The organism is Paraburkholderia unamae (assembly GCF_003268775.1).
In the GTDB taxonomy this organism is placed as follows: domain Bacteria; phylum Pseudomonadota; class Gammaproteobacteria; order Burkholderiales; family Burkholderiaceae; genus Paraburkholderia; species Paraburkholderia unamae.
In genome coordinates, this window is the sequence record NZ_QLSU01000058.1 from 1 (window position 1) to 18046 (window position 18046).

Here is an 18046-nt window from a genome sequence, read left to right on the forward strand (position 1 = left end):
ATGGCGACGTTCGCCGCGCGCAAGCTCGCCGATATCGCCGAGAACACGGCCAGCATCCTCTCGATCGAACTGCTCGCGGCGGCCCAGGGCGTGGATCTGCGCGCGCCTCACCACACGAGCCCGGCGCTTGCCCGCGTGATGCAGTCGGTGCGCGCCGAGGTGCCGCACTACGACCTCGACCGCTACTTCGCACCGGACATCGCGGCAGTCACGAAGCTCGTGCAGAACGCTGCGATCGCGGCGCATAGCCCGTTCGCGTTCGAATCCGAGGCGCAATAACGCGCAATCAGTCGAAAACCACGGCACGGGCCAACGCGATGAACGCTCCCGCGTACCAGGGCATCAAGGACTTCATCCTCGCGCGCATCCACGCGGGCGAGTGGAGCGAGGGCGACCAGGTGCCTTCGGAGAACGAGCTGGCGCGCGAATTCAAGGTTGCGCGCATGACCGTGAACCGGGCGCTGCGCGAGCTGACCGCCGAGCAGGTGCTCACGCGCGTGCAGGGCGCGGGCACCTTCGTCGCGCGGCCCAAGTACGAGTCGACGCTCGTCGCGATCCGCAGCATTTCCGACGAAATCCTCGCGCGCGGCCACCGCTACCGCGCCGAGGTGCTGGAGATTGGCGAGCTTCGCGCCGACGAGGCGCTGGCCGTCGAAATGGGGCTCGCCGCCAACGACCAGGTGTTTTATTCGCGCGTGTTGCACCTCGAAAACGACGAGCCCGTGCAACTGGAGGAGCGCTGGGTCAATCCGGCCATCGCGCCGGGCTACGCCGAGCAGGACTTCACGCATATCACGCCGAACCAGTACCTCGTGCGCGTCGCGCCGCTGCAAGGCGTGGAGTACCGCATCGAGGCGCTCGCGCCGGAGACCGACACGCGCGCGCGGCTGGCCATGGGCGAGGCCGAGCCTTGCCTCGTGCTGCACCGGCGCACCCGCTCGCGCGGGCTCGTGGCGACGGTGGCCAATCTCTGGCATCCGGGCAGCCGCTACCGCTTCACCGGACATTTCTAGCGGGCCGCGTAGGTCGGGCCGCGCAGGTCGGGCCGCGCAGATCGCCCCGCACGGCTTGCCGCCATTTCCTCAGACTGTTGCACACGCCATGCCGACCGCCGTCGGCATGGGTCTTGCTGCGCGTTCGGAAGGACGGGCGGCGCGCGCCGGCGATGGCGGGGCGGCCCGCAAAACCGCGCGCCGCGCGCCACAGCCCGTATTATTGAGATGTGTGCGAACTGTGTGAGAACCAGGAAGGAGCTCCGCAATGGACGATGCCAACGCCACGCTCATGCCGTTGTGGCGAGCCAATCTGGCGCTGCTCACGCGCGAGGTCGGCTCCGCCACGCGGCTCGCGCGCATGATGACGTTTTCCGCGAGCCACATGAAGCTGATCGTTTCCGGCGAGCGCGACTTCAGCGCGGAATTCGTGCGCGGCGTGGAGGCCGTCACGGGCCTGCCCGAAGGCTGGATGGACCTCCATCACGACAGCGGCGACGTACCCGACGACACCCGCGAAGCGATCGCGAGCGAAACGCCGCGCGCGCGCTTTCGCGGCACCGCGCACCCCGTGCGCAAGGCCCCCGTGCTGCGCGTGGAGCCGATCTTCGGCCAGGGCGCGAAGCGCGAGGAGGCGGCCGCGCCCGCGCACGCGGCCGATGCGCACCGGCGCCTCGCGGGCATGCGCAAGATTCGCGATCTGGCCGCGCAGGACGTGCGCAAGCTCGAACGCTACCTGAGCGTGCCGCCGGTCGAGCCCGCGGTGCTGCGCGCGCGCATCGAGGACGTGATCGCCTACGCCGACCCCGACGAGCGGGTGCGCGCCGATCTCGAAGGCCGGCTCGAGCAGATCGAGAAGCATCGCGAGTTGCTGCTGCGCCATGTCACGCGGCTGCACGCGCTGCTTTCACGTCTTGGCGACGATTGAGGCATCGGCCAGCAGGGTGGCGATCAGAGTGACAATCAGCGCTCCTGAACGCGCAGTTCCGTGAGGATCTGGTCGGCGAGAAAGTCGCATGGCGGCCGGTTCGAGCGCGCGCTGCGCGCGAGCACCACTTCGAGCTCGGGCAGCGCGGGCAGGCCATGCTGGCGGCCGAGCGTGACGAAGGTCTCGGGCACGGCGCAGCGGGCGAGCGGCGCGATGGCGAGCCCCGCGGCCACCATGCTGCACAGCCCCATCAGGCTCGGGCTCTCATAAGAAGTGCGATAGGCGATCTTGGCGCGCTCCAGCGCCTGGATGGCGTTCGTGTGCGCGACGCTGCCGCCGCCGAAGAGGGCGACCGGCAGCGGCCGCTCGCGCCAGATTTCGCGCCCGCTCGCCGCGCTCACGGCGGCGGGGGGCGCGGCCCACACCATCGGCTCGAAACGGATGAACTCACCGGCCAGCCCGCGCGTGCGCGTGATGCACGCGAGGTCGATCTTGTTGTCCTTCAGGAGCGGCATGAGTGCGGTGCTCGGCAGCCCGATCACCTGGATTTCCACCTTCGGCCAGTTCGCCGAGAACTTGCGCAGCACGGGCGGCATGAGCGAGGACGCGTAGTCGTCGGGCACGCCGATCGACACGCGCCCGGTTACTTCCGGGTGCGCGAGCGAGGCCCAGGCCTCGTCGCGCAGCGCGAGCATGCGCCGCGCGTAGGCGATGAGCGTCTGGCCGTCGGGTGTGGGGGTGACGTTGCGCGGCGCGCGAATGAACAGCGGCTTGCCGATGGATTCCTCGAGTGCGCGGATCTGCATGCTGAGCGCCGCCTGCGAACGGTGCACGAGCGCGGCGCCGCGCACGAAGCTGCCGGCATCGGCAACGGCCACGACCATGGCGAGCACGTCGAGATCGAGGGTCTTCATCGGTATCAGAAAAATTGATCGAAGCCTTCAATATAACGCGTTTGTCTGAACACGGCGACGCGCCGATACTGGGTTCGTTCCGACCCTTCGCGCCGGCTTCGTCCGCTTCTTCGCTGATTAACTCGCTGGTGACTTCGCCGGTTTGCGCGCCTATGCCTTGCTTCGTCTGGAGAACCCCATGTTGATGTCGCCGCCCGTCGATTTGACCTACGAACGATTCCAGCAACTGCAACTGCGCCTCGACATGTCGCGCGGCAAGCCTTCGCCCGAGCAGCTCGATCTCTCGCAGGCGCTCATCGACGAAGCGGGGCAGGCCGGTTATCTCGCGCGCGACGGTTTCGACTGCCGCAACTACGGCCTCCCAAGCGGCTTGCCCGAGGCACGCGAACTGGGCGCCGAACTGCTCGGCGTGCCGGCGGCGCAGGTGATCGCGGCGGGCAATTCGAGCCTCGAACTCATGCACGACGCGCTCACGTTCGCGCTGCTGCATGGCGTGCCGGCGGGTGAGGGCGCGGGCGCGCCGTGGCGTGCGCAGGGCGAGATCGCGTTCCTGTGCCCGGCGCCGGGCTACGACCGCCACTTCGCGATTTGCGAGGCGCTGGGCGTGCGCATGATCGCCGTGCCGATGCGCGAGGACGGCCCCGACATGGACCGCGTGGAGGCGCTGGTGCGCGACGATCCGTCGATCAAGGGCATGTGGTGCGTGCCGCTCTACAGCAACCCCACGGGCGCGATCTGGTCCGACGATGCGATCCGGCGACTCGCGGCCATGCCCGCCGCGCCCGACTTCCGCCTGTTCTGGGACGACGCCTACCGCTTTCATCACCTCACCGAAGAGGCGCACGCGACGCTCGACGTGTTCGAGGCCTGTGCGGCGGCGGGGCACGCCGAACGGGCGCTGATGTTCGCGTCGCTTTCGAAAGTGACGTTCGGCGGCGGCGCGTTCGCGTGGCTCGCCGCCGCGCAGCGCAACGTGGCGTGGTGGCAAAAGCACGCGGCCGTGCGCACGATCGGACCGGACAAGCTCAACCAGTTGCGCCACGTGCGCTTCCTGCGCGATCGCGCGACGCTCACCGCGCTGATGTCATGCCACCGCGCGTTGCTCAAGCCGAAGTTCGACGCCGTGGACGAAGTGTTCCGCACGCGCCTCGCAGGCGTGCCCGGCGTGAGCTGGAACGTGCCGCGCGGCGGCTATTTCATCAGCCTGTATGCGCCCGAAGGCTGCGCGCGGCGCACCGTGGAACTCGCGGCGCAGGCGGGCCTGATCCTCACGCCCGCGGGCGCGGCGTATCCGTATGGCGTCGATCCGCAGGACAGCCATTTGCGGATCGCGCCATCGTTTCCCTCGCTCGACGAGGTGCGGCTCGCGGCCGAGGGGATCGCGCTTTCGCTGCTGCGCGCCATCGACGAGCGGCGCCAGTAAGGAGGCCAGGCGGGGCCGGGCGCGGCTCGCGCCGATGTGCTACAACTGGCGGGTGTCGCCCACCAATGTGGCCCGCGAACGTGTAGCTCACGATCGTAGCCCACGACCGTAGCCTGAAACCCGCGAGGTTGCCGTGCCAGGTCTCGCCGCATCACTGCAACGCGCGCTCGCGCAACGCGAGCGCGAAGGCCGCGCCGAAAGCGCCAGTGCGCCCGCCGCTCGATCGCTCGCGGCCGGTCCGGGCTGGTCGGTCGACGACGTCGTCTGCACGCTCGGCCCCGGCGACCGCCCGTACGAAGAACGCCACGCGCGCGCTTGCCTCGCCATCGTGGCGGCGGGCACGTTCGGTTACCGCAGCGGCAACGCGCGTGCGTTGCTCACGCCCGGCGCGCTCATGCTCGGCGAAACGGGCGCCTGCTTCGAATGCGGCCACCGGCACGCGGCGGGCGATCGCTGTATCTCGTTCCATTACGACGCCGCCTGGCTCGACGAGCAGGCCGCCGCCGCGGGACTCGCGCCTGCGGCGCGGCGCTGGCGGGCCGCGCGGGTGCCGCCCGTGCGCGCGCTCGCACCGCTCGTCGCGCGCGCCTGCGCCGATGCGCTTGCGCAGGAGCGCGGCAACATGGGCGCGGCGTGGGACGAAGTGGCGCTGGCGCTCGCCCTCGCCACCTTGCGCGTGATGGCGAGCGGCAAGGACGCGCTCGCGCCCGCCGCGGTCCCGGCACCGGGCGCGGCGGCCGTGGCGCGCGTGGTCGCGGCGCTGAACCTCATCGACGAAACACCCGACGCGGCCCACACGCTCGCGAGTCTCGCTATGGCGGCGGGCGTGAGCGAGTTCTACTTTCTGCGCACCTTTGCGGCCGTGGCGGGCGTGACGCCGCATCAGTACCTGCTGCGCGCGCGGCTGCGCGCCGCCGCGCTGCGTCTCGCGGCCGACGACGAAGCGAAGATCGTCGACCTCGCGTTTGCGAGCGGCTTCAACGACCTGTCGAACTTCAACGCCGCGTTTCGCGCGGAGTTCGGCGCGAGCCCGCGCGCCTGGCGCGCCGCGCAGCAGGCGCGGCGTCTCGCCCGGACCTCGTGGCCGGACGCCGCGCGCCTGAGCCGTCCATGACGCGAAGCAAGTGCGTAAAGCGCGCCGCTTTGAGCTTCGCATCGTGCCTTGCGTTGTGCCTCGTGTTGGCGAGCAGCAACGCCCTGGCGCAAGCGAGTGCGCGCACCGAGAGCGGCACGCAAGACGACGTCCCGAACGCCACGCTCGAGCGCGACGTGCATCTGTTCGTCGTGCAGCGGGACGGCTCGGTCGTGGAGGACGACGATACGGTGCTGCGCGCCAACACCACGGCGGGCGTGGACCAGATCGCGCAGCGCTACGTCTGGTTCAATAAGGATATCGAAACGATCACGCAGCTCTCGGCCGAAACCATCGACCCGGACGGCACGGCGCACGCGGTCGGCGCGAGCGGCATTCGCGACGTGCAGGAGCCGCGCTCGGCGGGCGCGCCCACGTTCGAGGACGGCGTGCTGCGCACCGTGATCTTTCCGGGCGTGCAGATCGGCTCGCGTGTGCATCTGCATTTCGCGAAGCGCCGCGCGAAGGCGCTCGAAGCGGGCACGTTTTCGTACTTCGTCGAGCCCGATTCGGACATGCCCGTCGACGCCCAGCGCCTCATCTTCGATCTGCCCGCCAACCTGCCGCTGCATGCCGACGCGCGCGGCTACACGGCGCAAGCTCCCGTGACGGAAAACGGCCGCACGCGCTACGTGTTCGACTACCGGCACGGCCCGTACGCGCCGCTCGAAGCGGGCGCGGTGGCCTATGTGAACTGGGGCGACCGGCTGATGGTCTCGACGGTGCCCGACTATGCGGCGTTCGCCGCGCGCTACCGCGAAGCCGCCGCCGACCCCACCGCGACCGATCCCGCCATCGCGGCGCTCGCGCAGTCGCTCACGGCGGGCGTGAGCGATCCGCGCGAAAGGGCGGCCCGCATCTACGACTGGATGCGCTTCAACATTCGCTACGTCGCGCTCTTTCTCGGCGAGACGGCGGCCGCGCCGCATCGTGCGATCGACATCCTGCGCAACCGCTATGGCGACTGCAAGGATCACGTCGCGCTGTTCACGGCGCTGCTCGCGGCGGCGGGCATCCGCGCCGAGACCGCGATGCTCGATCTCGGCCCCGTCTACACGCTGCCCGAGGTGCCGGGCTACGGCGCGCATGCGATCAACCATGTGATCGCGTGGCTGCCCGAACTCGGCGTGTTCGCGGACACCTCATCGGGCGGCTACGCATTCGGCTATCTGCCGCCGGGCGTGATGGACCGCCCGGCGCTGCTCGTCGATGAAGGCGTGCTCACGCGCACGCCCGCCACCGAGCCGCGCGAGCGCAGTGCGCGCCTCTCGCTCGCCGTGGGCGAGTCGGGCGACGCGGCCTACAGCTATTACGTGCAGGACGTGGGCGCGGGCGCGGAGCCGGAGCGCAACACGTTTCGCCGCGCGACGCACGCGGGGGCGCAGCAGCTCGCGGCGCAGCGCCTGCGCATGACGGGGCTGGCGGGCACGGCGCGGGTGGCCGCCACGAGCCCGGCCGCCGCGACCGGCGGACCGTTTTCGGTGACGATGCAAGGCACGCTCGACCACGTGATCTGGCGAGACGGCACCACGGCGATCCCCACGACGAGCAGCTTCACGGGCGGCATCGCCACGCAGATCGACAGCTGGCTTGCGCAGCCGCGCCGCACGCAGCCGTGGGCGTGCATCGGCGGGGCGTTCGAGGAGAGCGCGCAGATCGTGCTGCCCGCGTTCGCGCAGGTGACGGATCTGCCGCAGGACGCGAGCGTGAACGACACCGCGCTCGCGTACACGTCGCACTATGTGTACGACGCGCGCTCGCGCACGCTGCAAATCGAGCGGCGTCTTTCGGCGCGCTTTGGCCACCAGATGTGCTCGGCCGACGAATTCGCGCAGATGCGCGATGCGCTATTGCAGATCGAGCGCGACACGCGCGCACAGATCGTCGTGCGCGCGCGGGGGAAGGCGGGTGCGAATGTTGGACCGAATGTGGGTCCGAATGTGGGTCTTTAGCCGCCGCGCGTGACCACCGGCGTCCACACGCCTTTTTTCACCTGCCAGAGCGTGGAGGCGCCGTTCTTGAGCGAGCCGTCCTGCTCGAAAGCGATGTGGCCCGTCACGCCGTCGAAGGTGATCGCCTTGAGCGCGGGGCGGTAGACCTCGGGTTTCGCCGATTTCGCATTGACCATCGCGTGGATCGCGGCCCACGCGGCGTCGTAGCCGAACGGCGCGTAGGCGAGCACGCCCGTGCCGAAGCGGTTTTTGAAGGCCTGCTCGAAGCGCGGGCCGTCGGGCAGTTGCGCGAGCGGGCGGCCGTACTCCCACGCCATCGCGCCTTCGCCGGCCGCGCCTGCGGCCTGGGTGAAGTCGGGGTTCGCCACGCCGCCGCCGCCCACGAACTGGGCGTTCACGCTGCGCTCCTTCATCTGCTTCACGAGCGCCGCGCCCTGGCGCGCGAGGCCGCCGAAGTAGAGCAGGTCGGCGTTGGCGGCCTTGATCCTCGCGAGCTGCGGACCGAAGTCGTCGGACACGCCTTCCGCGAACTCGCGCGCGACCACGTTGCCGCCGTGCTCGCGCACCGTGCGCTCGAACACGTCCGCCTCGCCCTGGCCGAAGGCGCTGCGGTCGTCGACGATGGCCACGCGTTTGGCCTTGAGCACGTCCACGGCCCACGCCCCGGCCACGCCCGCGTTTTGCGCGTCGTTCGCAATCACCATGAAGGTGTTGGCGAAGCCCTGCGACGTGATGACGGGATTGGTGGCGGCGGGGCTGATCATCGGAATGCCCGCGCTCTCGTAGATACGCGAGGCCGGAATGGCCGTGCCCGAGTTGAAGTGGCCGATCACGGCCGCCACGCCCTGGTTGGCGAGCGTGGCCGCGGCTTGCACGCCCAGGCGCGGGTCGCTGCGGTCGTCGAGCGGCACGAGTTCGAAGTGCGCGGTCTGATCGCCGATCTTGAGGTTTTGCGCGTTCGCCTCGTCGAGCGCGAGCTGCGCGCCGTTTTGCAGGTCGTGCCCATAGTTCGCGTAGTCGCCCGAGAGCGGCGCGACGAAACCGATGCGCACGTTGAGCGGACCGGCCGCCTCGGCAAGCGCGTTGACGCCGAGCGTGAGCATGAGCGCGGCCGCGAGTGTGGCGGTGCGCTTGACGAAAACTTGGGCGGCAGCGCTTCTCAGCGTGGCGGCGAGACTCATCGTGACTCCATGCGCGGTGGCGGCGCGGTGTTCCGCAATGTTTTTGTGGTATCGCGCCCGGCGCGGCGTCTGCGGGGCGTCTCGTCTTCGGGGTCTTGCCAGGGTCTTGCTCGCGGGGCGCCGCTGCGCGCCCCGGTGGAACTAGTTGCCGGTCTGCATGGCGAAGAGCGCATCGCGCAGGCGCACGAGCGGCGCCATCGTGTCGGCGCTTGCCCAGCCTTCGAGATCGTCGAGCGCGCGGTTGCAGCCGTCGAGCACCACGTCGAGATCGACGGGCACGCCGTTGGCGAGCGCAAAGCGGATCGTCGCTTCGAAGCGCTCGCACTCGTCCTCGCCGTACGAGATGTCGAGCGTGTCGGCGATGGTCTGGGCGATGTCGCTGCGTTCGCGGTCGCTCTCGTCGACGAAATCGATGATGCCGCGCGCCACGTCGGGTGCGTGGTAGAGCGCGATGTCGAGCCACACGGCGGCGTCGAAACCGCTTTCGTGGCTCTGTTCCTCGAAGTATTCGATGGCTTCCTGCTCGTGGGTCTCGCCGGCGTCGACGGCGAGGCAAAGCTGCTCGAAATACTCTTCCTGTTCACTGCGGATTGAATCGGACATCGGTCATTCTCTAAAGACGGTGGGCGCGGCGGCTGTGCTGGCCTGCCGCCGCGATACATGCGGATCGCATTATAGGCCGAGCGCCCGGTCCGCCCGTCCCCGGCCCGCCGTCTTCAGTTCAGGCGGCTTCAGTCTAGGCCGCATCCACGGCCCAGGCGTCGAACCACTCGCGTGGCCGCGCGATCTGGTCCTGCGCCGCGACGATCTCCAGTTCGTAACGGCCCGCGTCGTAAGTCGCCTTCACCACGGCGTTCACCGCCGCGAGCGTGTGCTCGAATGCGCGGCGCAGCGAGTCGCCGAGCATCAGGCGCGCGACGAACACCGCGCTCGTGATGTCGCCCACGCCCACGGGCTGGCGCGCGAACGGGTAGAGCGGGCGCTGGCCGAGCCACGCTTCGTGCTCGGTCACGACGAGCATGTTGAAGCGGTCGGCGGGGCTGTTGCGATCGAGCAGATGCTTTACGAGAATCAGCTTCGGGCCGCGGCTCAGCACGTCGCGGCAGGCGAGCACGGCTTCTTCCGCGGTCTCGATCTCGCGGCCCACGAGCCGTTGCAGCTCGCTGTGATTGGGCATCATCGCATCGGCCACTTCGGGCATGTTGCGCACGAGGAACGCCTGGATGCCGGGCTCGACGTGACAGCCGTTCTCGGCGTTGAGCGTGCCCATCACCGGGTCGCAGAAGTAGCGCGCCTGCGGATTGGCGGCCTTCACGGCGCGCACCACGTCGATCACGGCCTGGGCCTGCTCGGGGGCGCCGAGGTAGCCCGAGAGCACCGCGTCGCAGCGCGGCAGCACGCCGATCGCGCCGATGCCCTCGACCAGATCGACGACCTCGTCCCCGCCGATGGCGGCGCCGGTCCAGTGGCCGTATTGCGTGTGATTGGAGAACTGCACGGTATTGAGCGGCCACACGTTCACACCGAGACGGCGCATGGGAAACACCGCGGCGCTATTGCCCGCGTGACCGAACACGACGTGGGACTGGATGCTTAAAACGTTTTTCATGGCCGGTCCAGGATCTCGTTATGGCTTGCGGCGCGCTTCGCGTGGCGCGCCTTGCGCAGGTGCAGCAACGATAACCGAATTCTCCGCGCCCGGTCGATGCGGGCGTGGGGCAGTGTTGCGTGCGCGTCGCGCACGTTGGCCATGCTTGCGTTGTGCCGGCTACACCGCCAGGGGTTTGCCACGCAGTTCGCTACTCAGTTCGCCACTCAGCTCGCGATAGAGTGCCATGTAGCGTTGCGCCGAAGCGGCCCAGCCGAAGTCCTGCTGCATCGCGCGCGTGCGCGTTTCGCGCCAGTCGCGGCTGCGCGCGTAGAGCGCGAACGCGCGGCGGATCGCGGCGGTGAGCGCGTCGGGCTCGAAGCGCTCGAACACGAAGCCGGTGGCGAGACCGTCGGCGAGGTTTTCGAGCGAGGCGTCGACCACCGTGTCGGCGAGTCCGCCCACGCGATGCACGAGCGGCAGCGCGCCATAGGCGAGCGCATAGAGCTGCGTGAGCCCGCACGGCTCGAAGCGCGAGGGGACCATCATCACGTCGGAGCCCGCGACGATCTCGTGCGCGAGCGTTTCATCGAAGCCCAGTTCCACGGCGACCGCCTCGGGATGCTGATGCGCCGCGCGCGCGTAGCCCTGTTCGAGACTCGCGTCGCCGGTGCCGAGCACGACGAGTTGCCCGCCGCGCCCGACGATCTCGGGCAGCGCCGCGAGCAGCAGGTCGAGGCCCTTTTGTTCGGTGAGCCGGCTCACTACGCCGAACACCGGCGCGTCGTGTTTCTGCGTGAGCTTCAGGCGCGCCTGTAAAGCCGCCTTGCAGCGCATCTTGCCGCTCTGGCGCGTGGCCGAATAACGCGTGGCGATAGCCGCGTCGCCCGACGGATTCCACACCGCGTAATCCACGCCGTTGAGGATGCCGACGAGGTCGTGGCCGCGTCCGCGCAGCAACGCTTCGAGGCCGCCGCCCTGGGCGACGGTCTGGATTTCCCGTGCATAGGTCGGGCTGACCGTCGTGATCTTGTCGGCGAAATAGAGACCTGCTTTCAGGAATGAAAGCTGACCGTAGAACTCCACGCCGTGCATGTCGAAGAAGTCGGCGGGCAGGCCGAGCGCATCGAACTGCTGCGCGGGGAAAATGCCCTGGTACGCGAGGTTATGGATCGTGAAGATGGAGCGTGCGCCGCCGGGCGCGGTCGCCGCGCCGCGCTCGCGCGCCGCCGCGCGCAGATAGGCGGGTGCCAGGCCCGCGTGCCAGTCGTGCGCCTGAACGATCGAAGCCGTCCACTCGGGGTCCAGATGCAGCGCGAGCTGCGCGCCCGTCCAGCCGAGCAGCGCGAAGCGCTGCGCGTTGTCGCCGTAGGGCACGTGTTCCGCGTCGAGATAGGGGTTGCCGGGGCGCGAGTAGAACGCGTCGGCGCGGACCACGTACACGGCGAGTTCGCTGCCGGGCAGGCGGCCCAGTTCGAGCGTGGCCTCGGGCGCGCCGAACGTGCGCGCCAGGCGCGCGACGGGGCGCAGGTCCGCGAGGCCCGCGACCACGGGCGGGAAGCCGGGCAGCAGGAGACGCGCGTCGGCGCCCTGTTCGATCAGCGCGGCGGGCAGGGCGGCGGTGACGTCGGCGAGGCCGCCGGTTTTCAGGAGCGGATACAGCTCGCTGGCTACATGCAGGACGCGGAGGGTCATCGGGAGTCGGTCCTCTCGGTGATCGGGGTTGGGGCGGGGTCGGGTCGGGGTTGCGTTGCGGCGGCGCACGCGGGCCGCCTGTCGCGCGGGCAACAGGCTCCTCGCTCGCAGGCGACTAGGTGGCCAGCTTGTTCAGCGCCTCCTGCGTCACCAGCACCACGCCGTTCTCGGTGCGATAGAAGCGCTCGCTGTCGCGCGCCGCGTCTTCGCCGATGACGGTGCCGTCGGGAATCGTGCAGCCGCGGTCCACCACGACCTTGCGCATCCGGCAGCTCGCGCCCACCGTCACCTGTGGCAACAAGACTGCCTCGGCAATGTTGCAGAACGACTGCACGACGACATTTGACGAGAGCACCGAGCGCGAGATCTGCGAGCCCGAGATCACGCTGCCGCCGCACACGATCAGGTTGGTGCCCGAGCCCTGCAAGCCATTGAGGTCGCGCACGAACTTGGCGGGCGGCAACTGCTCCTGGTAGGTCCAGATCGGCCAGTCGCGGTCGTAGAGGTCGAGCGCGGGGATCGTCGAGGCGAGGTCGAGATTGGCGGACCAGTAGGCGTCCACGGTGCCCACGTCGCGCCAGTAAGGCTCGGCGCTCGGGTCCGACGAGACACAGGACATGCTGAACGGGTGCGCGATCGCATGGCCGTCGCTCACCACGCGCGGAATGATGTCCTTGCCGAAGTCGTGGTCGGTGGCCGAGCGCGAGATGTTGTCTTCGAGCAGATGGATCAGGTAGGCCGTGTCGAACACATAGATGCCCATGCTCGCGAGCGCGATGTCGGGGCGGCCGGGCATGGCGGGCGGATCGTCGGGCTTCTCGACGAAGCCGGTCACGCGGCGTGCCTCGTCCACGGCCATCACGCCGAACGCGCGCGCCTCCATGCGCGGCACCTCGATGCAGCCCACGGTGCAGTCGGCGCCGCTTGCGGCATGGTCGGCCACCATGCGCGTGTAATCCATCTTGTAGATGTGGTCGCCGGCCAGCACGACCACGTACTTCGGCCGGATCGAGCGGATGATGTCGATGTTCTGGTAGACGGCGTCGGCCGTGCCGCGATACCAGTGCGCGCCTTCCACGCGCTGCTGCGCGGGCCACAGGTCGAGGAACTCGTTGAATTCGCCGCGCAGGAAGCCCCAGCCGCGCTGCAAGTGGCGCAACAGCGAATGCGCCTTGTACTGCGTGACGACGGCAATGCGGCGGATGCCCGAATTCAGGCAGTTCGAGAGCGCGAAATCGATGATGCGGTACTTGCCGCCGAAGTACACGGCCGGCTTCACGCGCTTGTTGGTGAGCGGCCCGAGGCGCGTGCCGCGGCCGCCCGCGAGGACGATCGCGAGCGTGGTGCGTTGCAGATCGTTGAGGCTTGCCGGAGTTTCCATGGTCGTCTCCTTGTTGTGCCCCCGGTAAGCCGCCGCGGCCCGTCCTGTGCTGTCGGGGCGCGTGCGGTTCTTTTCTGGTGCGCCGGTCGCGTCCCTGATGCGATGCGCAGCGCATGCGCGACTGCCATGTAGTGCATGCGCGGCTGCCATGCGCGTCGCGGGCGTCTTGCGCGTCCTGCATTGACTGTTCTAGCACCGAATGCGGCGCAGCGCGAATCGCCGTTGCGATGGTGTGCGAGGGGCCGCTCCCAGGCAAGGAGCAAACGGCGTGCCGCTTGCGCACCACAACCGGCAAGCGGCGCGCAGGACGGCTAGAATCGCTGGCTACGCGGGCGTCCAGCCCGCTGTCCGACCGCTGTCCGACCTTCAGCCCGATCCCTCGTCGATGAGAGCCATCCTGAACCGCACGCTCGCCACTTTCGCCGCCGCCCTGAGCGCCGCCGCGCTGATCCATCCCGCCTTTGCCGCCGATCCCGGCGCCAGTGGCGCTGTCCTTGCCCCTTCGGCCACTTCGGCCCCCGCGGTCCCTTCTGCGCAATCGCAGACGAGCGCCGCCGTCGAGACGCCCGACGGACCCGCCTACGGGCCGGAGCTGCAAGGCTTCGAATATCCGCATCCGGTGCACGACTTCGCGTTCGTCTCGCAAGGGCAGACGCTGCACATGGCCTATATGGACGTGCAGCCCGCGAAGCCGAACGGCCGCACCGCCGTGCTGCTGCACGGCAAGAATTTTTGCGGCGCGACATGGGACGCCACCATCCGTGAACTGCACGCCGCGGGCTATCGCGTGATCGCGCCCGACCAGATCGGCTTTTGCAAGTCGAGCAAGCCGGGCGCATACCAGTTCAGCTTCCAGCAGCTCGCGCGCAACACGCACGCGCTGCTCGCGGCGATCGGCGTGCACGAGGCGACCATCATCGGCCATTCGACGGGCGGGATGCTGGCGGTGCGCTACGCGCTCATGTATCCGCGTGAGACCGAGCAGCTCGTGCTCGTGAACCCGATCGGGCTCGAAGACTGGAAGGCGAAGGGCGTGCCTTCGATTTCCGTGGACGACTGGTACGCGCGGGAGCTGAAGACGAGCGCCGACGGGATTCGGCGCTACGAGCAGGCCACCTACTACGCGGGCCAGTGGCGTCCGGCGTACGAGCCGTGGGTGCAGATGCTCGCGGGCATGTATCGAGGGCCGGGCAAGGCGCAGGTGGCGTGGGACTCGGCGCTGCTTTACGACATGATCTACACGCAGCCCGTGATCTACGAGTTCGGCCAGTTGCAGATGCCGACGCTGCTGCTCATCGGCGACAGGGACACGACCGCCATCGGCAAGGATCTCGCGCCGCCGGATGTGCGTGCGCAACTGGGCCGCTATCCGGTGCTCGCTAAGGCCGCGCAGCGCGCGATACCGCACGCCACGCTCGTCGAATTCGCCGATCTGGGCCACGCCCCGCAGATGCAGGACCCGCAGGCGTTTCACGCCGCGTTGCTCAAGGGACTCGACGCCTTGAACGCCACGCACTGAGCGTGCGTTTGCAAACCGGCGCGGTGGCGACACCGCGCCGCGTTCCTTCGCCTTCCTGACTTTCCTTATTTAACGGCCACTTCCTTCAGTTCGTCGCGCGCAAGCGCGGCCATCTCGAACGAGCGCAGGCGCGCGGCGTGATCGTGGATCTGCGCGGTGACGATGAGCTCGTCGGCGCCGGTCTGCTCGATCACTGAGGCCAGGCCCGCGCGCACGGCGTCGGCGTCGCCCACCACCGAACACGCAAGCGAATGCGCCACGCCCGCGAGTTCGAACTCGTTCGCTTCGATCTGCGCGACGGGCGGCGGCAATTGCCCCGGCGTGCCGCGACGCAGGTTCACGAACTGCTGTTGCAGCGAGGTGAAGAGAAAGCGCGCTTCCTCGTTGGTGGGCGCGCCGAACACGTTCACGCCCACCATGGCGTGCGGCTTCGCGAGCGTGGTCGACGGGCGGAACTGCGAGCGATAGAGGCGCAGCGCCGTGAGCAGATGGTCGGGCGCGAAATGCGAGGCGAACGCGAACGGCAGGCCCATGGCCGCTGCGAGTTGCGCGCCATAGAGGCTCGAACCGAGGATATAGAGCGGCACGTTCAGGCCCGCGCCGGGCACGGCCCGCACACGCTGGCCTTCGACGGGCGCGGCGAAATAGCGTTGCAGCTCGGCGACGTCGTCGGGGAAGCTGTCGGCGCTGCCCTGAAGGTCGCGGCGCAACGCCCGCGCCGTGGTCTGGTCGGTGCCGGGCGCGCGGCCAAGGCCCAGGTCGATGCGGCCGGGGTAGAGCGCTTCGAGCGTGCCGAACTGCTCGGCGATCACGAGCGGCGCGTGGTTCGGCAGCATGATGCCGCCCGAGCCCACGCGGATGGATTGCGTGCCGCCCGCCACATAGCCGATCACCACCGACGTCGCCGCGCTGGCGATGCCCGTCATGTTGTGATGCTCGGCCAGCCAGAAGCGTTGGTAGCCCCAGCGCTCGGCATGCTGGGCGAGGTCGAGCGTGTTGCGCAGCGCGGCGCCCGCATGCGAGCCGGCGGGAATGGGCGAGAGGTCGAGTACGGAAAAGGGGATCATGAGATTGCCTGAGGCGTGAATGGGGTGCCGCGACCAGGCTGTGGCGGCGCGCGAGGAACGCACCGGTGCCGGCCGCAAGGCTGTCGCAAGGTGCGGCCATTGTGCCAAAGCAGTTTCGTTCCTGCTGACGGCCCTCGGGAACCCATGCGGGCGGCGTGGTTTCAGGCACGGTTGATGCCGGTCACACGATGACGCTTATCTGAATATTAGCGAGAATAATTATTATTTAAATGCTGCGACATCTTGTCGTAATTCAAATAGGTTAAAGCGCGGTATCGATATGCTTACTGAATTATCCCTTGCGGATAATTTTTGGAAGGCAATTGTCAATGCACTGAAAAAGTTACCGTTTTTGCAGATTTGGAAACGCTTTTTCCTGGGCTCCCGGAAGCGGCTTCCGGATCTTGCTGCTACAATTTTTCGCGTTGAATCGGGGCTCGACCAAGATTCGTTGCGTTATGCAATCAGGTTATTGCCTGATCAATTGCGTATTTGATTTGCGTTTCGTCATAAAAACCCCACATCATCAAACCGGTTTTCGGCGGCGTTTGGGTGATGTGGCTACGGCGCGCATTTTATTTTTGGACATTCAAGGCTGGGAAATGGTAAGTGGCGAGACGCTCGACCCGGTCGGCGCGACGCTGACGGTTCGCGGGTTGCGCGCAACCGGCGGCAATCGCCCCCGGAATGTGTGCGACGGCGAGGCGGGTCAGGGCGCGAAGCAGCGTGCGCGCGTGTGCGCGGCCCGCCAGGGCGGTGACGCGGCATGACGGTACCGCTCGTTTCCGCGATGCCCTCGCCGTGGCCTGCGCTCGTCTGGCTGGTGGTCGCGCTGTGCGCGGTCGCGGCCCTTTACGGACTCGTGGCCGCCTTCACGATGCCGCGCCTCGGCACGGCATCGCTCGTGCGGCAGGCCGCGCGCCGCGCGCGGCGCACGCAGCCGGTGCCGGTGAGCGTGCTCAAGCCCTTGTGCGGCGCCGAGCCGCGCCTCTACGAGAATCTGGCCACCTTCTGCGAGCAGCGGCACCCGCGCTTTCAGTTGCTGTTCGGCGTTTCGTCGCCGGCGGACCCGGCCATCGCCGTCGTGCGGCGGTTGCAAGCGGCGTATCCGGGCCATGACATCGAACTCGTGATCGACCCGTGCGTGCATGGCAGCAACCTCAAGGTGAGCAATCTCATCAACCTCGCGGCGCGCGCGCGTTATGACGCGATCGTCGTTGCCGACAGTGACATTGCCGTCGAACCCGACTATCTCGAGATCGTGACCGCGCCGCTCGCCGACGCGAGCGTGGGCGTCGTGACCTGTCTCTACAGCGCGCGCAGCATTGGCGGCTTCTGGCCGCGCGTGGGCGCGCTCTTCATCAACGAGTGGTTCGCGCCTTCGGTGCGCGTTGCGCATTCCACGGGCTCGCGCGCCTTCGGCTTTGGCGCGACGCTGGCGCTCTCGCGCGCCACGCTCGAGCGCATCGGCGGCTTTCACGCGCTAAAGGATTGCCTCGCCGACGACTATCTGCTCGCCCGCTATGCGCGCGATCACGGCCTCGCCACGGTGCTCGCGCCGGTGGTGGTCGCCACTGACGTGATCGAGCCCACCTTCGGCACGCTCTGGCTGCGCGAAACGCGCTGGCTGCGCACCATCCGCTCGGTGAATCCGGCGGGCTTCGCGTCGTTGTTCATCACGTTCCCGACGCCGTGGCTCATGCTGGGCGCGCTGTCCTACGCCGTGCTTGCCGTGGGCGCGGGCAGCGGCGTGTGTGTGGTGACGCGTGCGGCGATGGCCGCGCTCGCCACGGCCACGGTGAGCGGTATCATTGCGCGTTTGGTTCTGCATGTGCGCGCAAGCGGAAGCTGGCGCGCGTTCTGGCGCGATTTGCCACTCGTGCCGCTGCGCGACGTGCTGCTGGCCCTCCAGTGGCTGGCCGCCGCGTTCGGCTCGCACGTGATGTGGCGAGGCGTGCGCGTGAGCGTCGCCAACCCCGAGGCCGATGCGCCGGGCGCCATGACGGGGCCCGCGAATGCGCGGCGGCCGGCCGTCGAGGGATCGGACGCTCGTTGAGCGCGTTCGCAGCGTTTGTATGATCCTTCGTTCGCCGTGTTCGCCGATCCCGCGCCGACTTCACATCGAATGTCATATCCATCATCACCCGATAAAACTACGGGTACCCGGAGTACTCATTTCATGAAAACGCTGTTTCTACAGGCCCCGTCGTATGACGGCTTCGACGGTGGCGCGGGCTCGCGCTACCAGGCAAAGCGCGAGATCCGCTCGTTCTG

16 protein-coding genes are annotated in these 18046 nt (G+C 68.6%); 9 read left to right on the forward strand and 7 right to left on the reverse strand.

Annotation, left to right across the window (positions count from 1 at the left end; all coding sequences use genetic code 11):
* The 3 genes from C7401_RS43685 to C7401_RS43695 all read left to right on the forward strand — a co-directional run.
* Nucleotides 1–279, forward strand: a 279-nt coding sequence (locus tag C7401_RS43685; protein ID WP_181565844.1) for an aromatic amino acid lyase, incomplete at its 5' end; no start/stop codon positions are given.
* A 38-nt stretch (nucleotides 280–317) separates the two neighbouring features.
* Entirely contained in the window at nucleotides 318–1013 is a 696-nt protein-coding gene (gene hutC / locus C7401_RS43690; protein ID WP_112178277.1) for a histidine utilization transcriptional repressor HutC, read from the forward strand.
* Between the two features lie 247 nt (nucleotides 1014–1260).
* Nucleotides 1261–1920, forward strand: coding sequence for a hypothetical protein (locus tag C7401_RS43695; protein ID WP_112178278.1), 660 nt, complete (start codon nucleotides 1261–1263; stop codon nucleotides 1918–1920).
* 35 nt (nucleotides 1921–1955) lie between these two features.
* Here C7401_RS43695 and C7401_RS43700 read toward each other — a convergent pair whose 3' ends face one another.
* On the reverse strand, nucleotides 1956–2834 hold the full coding sequence (locus C7401_RS43700; protein WP_112178279.1) for a LysR substrate-binding domain-containing protein: 879 nt from the start codon (nucleotides 2832–2834) through the stop codon (nucleotides 1956–1958).
* 178 nt (nucleotides 2835–3012) lie between these two features.
* Between C7401_RS43700 and C7401_RS43705 the strand changes: the two genes are divergently transcribed.
* The 3 genes from C7401_RS43705 to C7401_RS43715 all read left to right on the forward strand — a co-directional run bounded on the left by C7401_RS43705 (nucleotide 3013) and on the right by C7401_RS43715 (nucleotide 7341).
* On the forward strand, nucleotides 3013–4257 hold the full coding sequence (locus C7401_RS43705; protein ID WP_258397483.1) for an aspartate aminotransferase type Ic: 1245 nt from the start codon (nucleotides 3013–3015) through the stop codon (nucleotides 4255–4257).
* 133 nt (nucleotides 4258–4390) lie between these two features.
* Nucleotides 4391–5371 (forward strand): helix-turn-helix domain-containing protein, encoded by a 981-nt coding sequence (locus tag C7401_RS43710; protein WP_112178280.1) that lies wholly within the window; start codon nucleotides 4391–4393, stop codon nucleotides 5369–5371.
* A complete protein-coding gene (locus C7401_RS43715) occupies nucleotides 5368–7341 on the forward strand; it encodes a DUF3857 domain-containing transglutaminase family protein (protein WP_112178281.1) in 1974 nt (657 codons plus the stop codon). The genes C7401_RS43710 and C7401_RS43715 overlap by 4 nt, the downstream gene beginning before the upstream one ends.
* Here the strand turns inward: C7401_RS43715 and C7401_RS43720 are convergent.
* From C7401_RS43720 to glgC, 5 genes are all read right to left on the reverse strand, one after another.
* Nucleotides 7338–8444 (reverse strand): branched-chain amino acid ABC transporter substrate-binding protein, encoded by a 1107-nt coding sequence (locus C7401_RS43720; protein ID WP_112178289.1) that lies wholly within the window; start codon nucleotides 8442–8444, stop codon nucleotides 7338–7340. The genes C7401_RS43715 and C7401_RS43720 overlap by 4 nt on opposite strands.
* A 219-nt stretch (nucleotides 8445–8663) precedes the next feature.
* Nucleotides 8664–9125: a hypothetical protein gene (locus tag C7401_RS43725; protein ID WP_112178282.1), complete on the reverse strand. Its 462-nt coding sequence runs from the start codon at nucleotides 9123–9125 to the stop codon at nucleotides 8664–8666.
* Nucleotides 9126–9258: 133 nt separating this feature from the next.
* Nucleotides 9259–10131 carry a pyridoxal kinase PdxY gene (gene pdxY / locus C7401_RS43730; protein ID WP_112178283.1) on the reverse strand — a complete coding sequence of 291 codons (873 nt, stop codon included), beginning with the start codon at nucleotides 10129–10131 and terminating at the stop codon, nucleotides 9259–9261.
* Nucleotides 10132–10290: 159 nt separating this feature from the next.
* Complete coding sequence (glgA, locus tag C7401_RS43735; RefSeq protein ID WP_112178284.1) at nucleotides 10291–11805, reverse strand: glycogen synthase GlgA; 1515 nt, start codon at nucleotides 11803–11805, stop codon at nucleotides 10291–10293.
* A 115-nt stretch (nucleotides 11806–11920) separates the two neighbouring features.
* On the reverse strand, nucleotides 11921–13186 hold the full coding sequence (gene glgC / locus C7401_RS43740; protein ID WP_112178285.1) for a glucose-1-phosphate adenylyltransferase: 1266 nt from the start codon (nucleotides 13184–13186) through the stop codon (nucleotides 11921–11923).
* A 385-nt stretch (nucleotides 13187–13571) separates the two neighbouring features.
* On the opposite strand from glgC, the gene C7401_RS43745 reads away from it, so the two are divergent.
* Nucleotides 13572–14705, forward strand: a complete 1134-nt coding sequence (locus tag C7401_RS43745; RefSeq protein ID WP_112178286.1) for an alpha/beta fold hydrolase — start codon at nucleotides 13572–13574, stop codon at nucleotides 14703–14705.
* Between the two features lie 65 nt (nucleotides 14706–14770).
* Here the strand turns inward: C7401_RS43745 and C7401_RS43750 are convergent, their stop codons facing one another.
* Entirely contained in the window at nucleotides 14771–15772 is a 1002-nt protein-coding gene (locus C7401_RS43750; RefSeq protein WP_112178287.1) for an LLM class flavin-dependent oxidoreductase, read from the reverse strand.
* 404 nt (nucleotides 15773–16176) lie between these two features.
* Here C7401_RS43750 and C7401_RS44760 point away from each other — a divergent pair, with 404 nt between their 5' ends.
* Entirely contained in the window at nucleotides 16177–16542 is a 366-nt protein-coding gene (locus tag C7401_RS44760) for a hypothetical protein (RefSeq protein ID WP_146758108.1), read from the forward strand.
* A complete protein-coding gene (gene hpnI / locus C7401_RS43755) occupies nucleotides 16539–17828 on the forward strand; it encodes a bacteriohopanetetrol glucosamine biosynthesis glycosyltransferase HpnI (protein ID WP_373864502.1) in 1290 nt (429 codons plus the stop codon). Before C7401_RS44760 ends, hpnI begins: the two co-directional genes overlap by 4 nt.
* The last annotated feature ends 218 nt before the right edge of the window (nucleotides 17829–18046 follow it).

What these genes read in the sequence shown, in the direction of transcription:
- C7401_RS43750 (WP_112178287.1), bottom strand. Translation starts at nt 15,772, where the DNA reads ATGATCCCCTTTTCCGTACTCGACCTCTCGCCCATTCCCGCCGGCTCG.
- C7401_RS43720 (WP_112178289.1), bottom strand. Translation starts at nt 8,444, where the DNA reads ATGCTCACGCTCGGCGTCAACGCGCTTGCCGAGGCGGCCGGTCCGCTC.
- glgC (WP_112178285.1), bottom strand. Translation starts at nt 13,186, where the DNA reads ATGGAAACTCCGGCAAGCCTCAACGATCTGCAACGCACCACGCTCGCG.
- pdxY (WP_112178283.1), bottom strand. Translation starts at nt 10,131, where the DNA reads ATGAAAAACGTTTTAAGCATCCAGTCCCACGTCGTGTTCGGTCACGCG.
- C7401_RS43705 (WP_258397483.1), top strand. Translation starts at nt 3,013, where the DNA reads ATGTTGATGTCGCCGCCCGTCGATTTGACCTACGAACGATTCCAGCAA.
- C7401_RS43695 (WP_112178278.1), top strand. Translation starts at nt 1,261, where the DNA reads ATGGACGATGCCAACGCCACGCTCATGCCGTTGTGGCGAGCCAATCTG.
- hutC (WP_112178277.1), top strand. Translation starts at nt 318, where the DNA reads ATGAACGCTCCCGCGTACCAGGGCATCAAGGACTTCATCCTCGCGCGC.
- C7401_RS43700 (WP_112178279.1), bottom strand. Translation starts at nt 2,834, where the DNA reads ATGAAGACCCTCGATCTCGACGTGCTCGCCATGGTCGTGGCCGTTGCC.
- C7401_RS43725 (WP_112178282.1), bottom strand. Translation starts at nt 9,125, where the DNA reads ATGTCCGATTCAATCCGCAGTGAACAGGAAGAGTATTTCGAGCAGCTT.
- C7401_RS43715 (WP_112178281.1), top strand. Translation starts at nt 5,368, where the DNA reads ATGACGCGAAGCAAGTGCGTAAAGCGCGCCGCTTTGAGCTTCGCATCG.
- glgA (WP_112178284.1), bottom strand. Translation starts at nt 11,805, where the DNA reads ATGACCCTCCGCGTCCTGCATGTAGCCAGCGAGCTGTATCCGCTCCTG.
- hpnI (WP_373864502.1), top strand. Translation starts at nt 16,539, where the DNA reads ATGACGGTACCGCTCGTTTCCGCGATGCCCTCGCCGTGGCCTGCGCTC.
- C7401_RS43745 (WP_112178286.1), top strand. Translation starts at nt 13,572, where the DNA reads ATGAGAGCCATCCTGAACCGCACGCTCGCCACTTTCGCCGCCGCCCTG.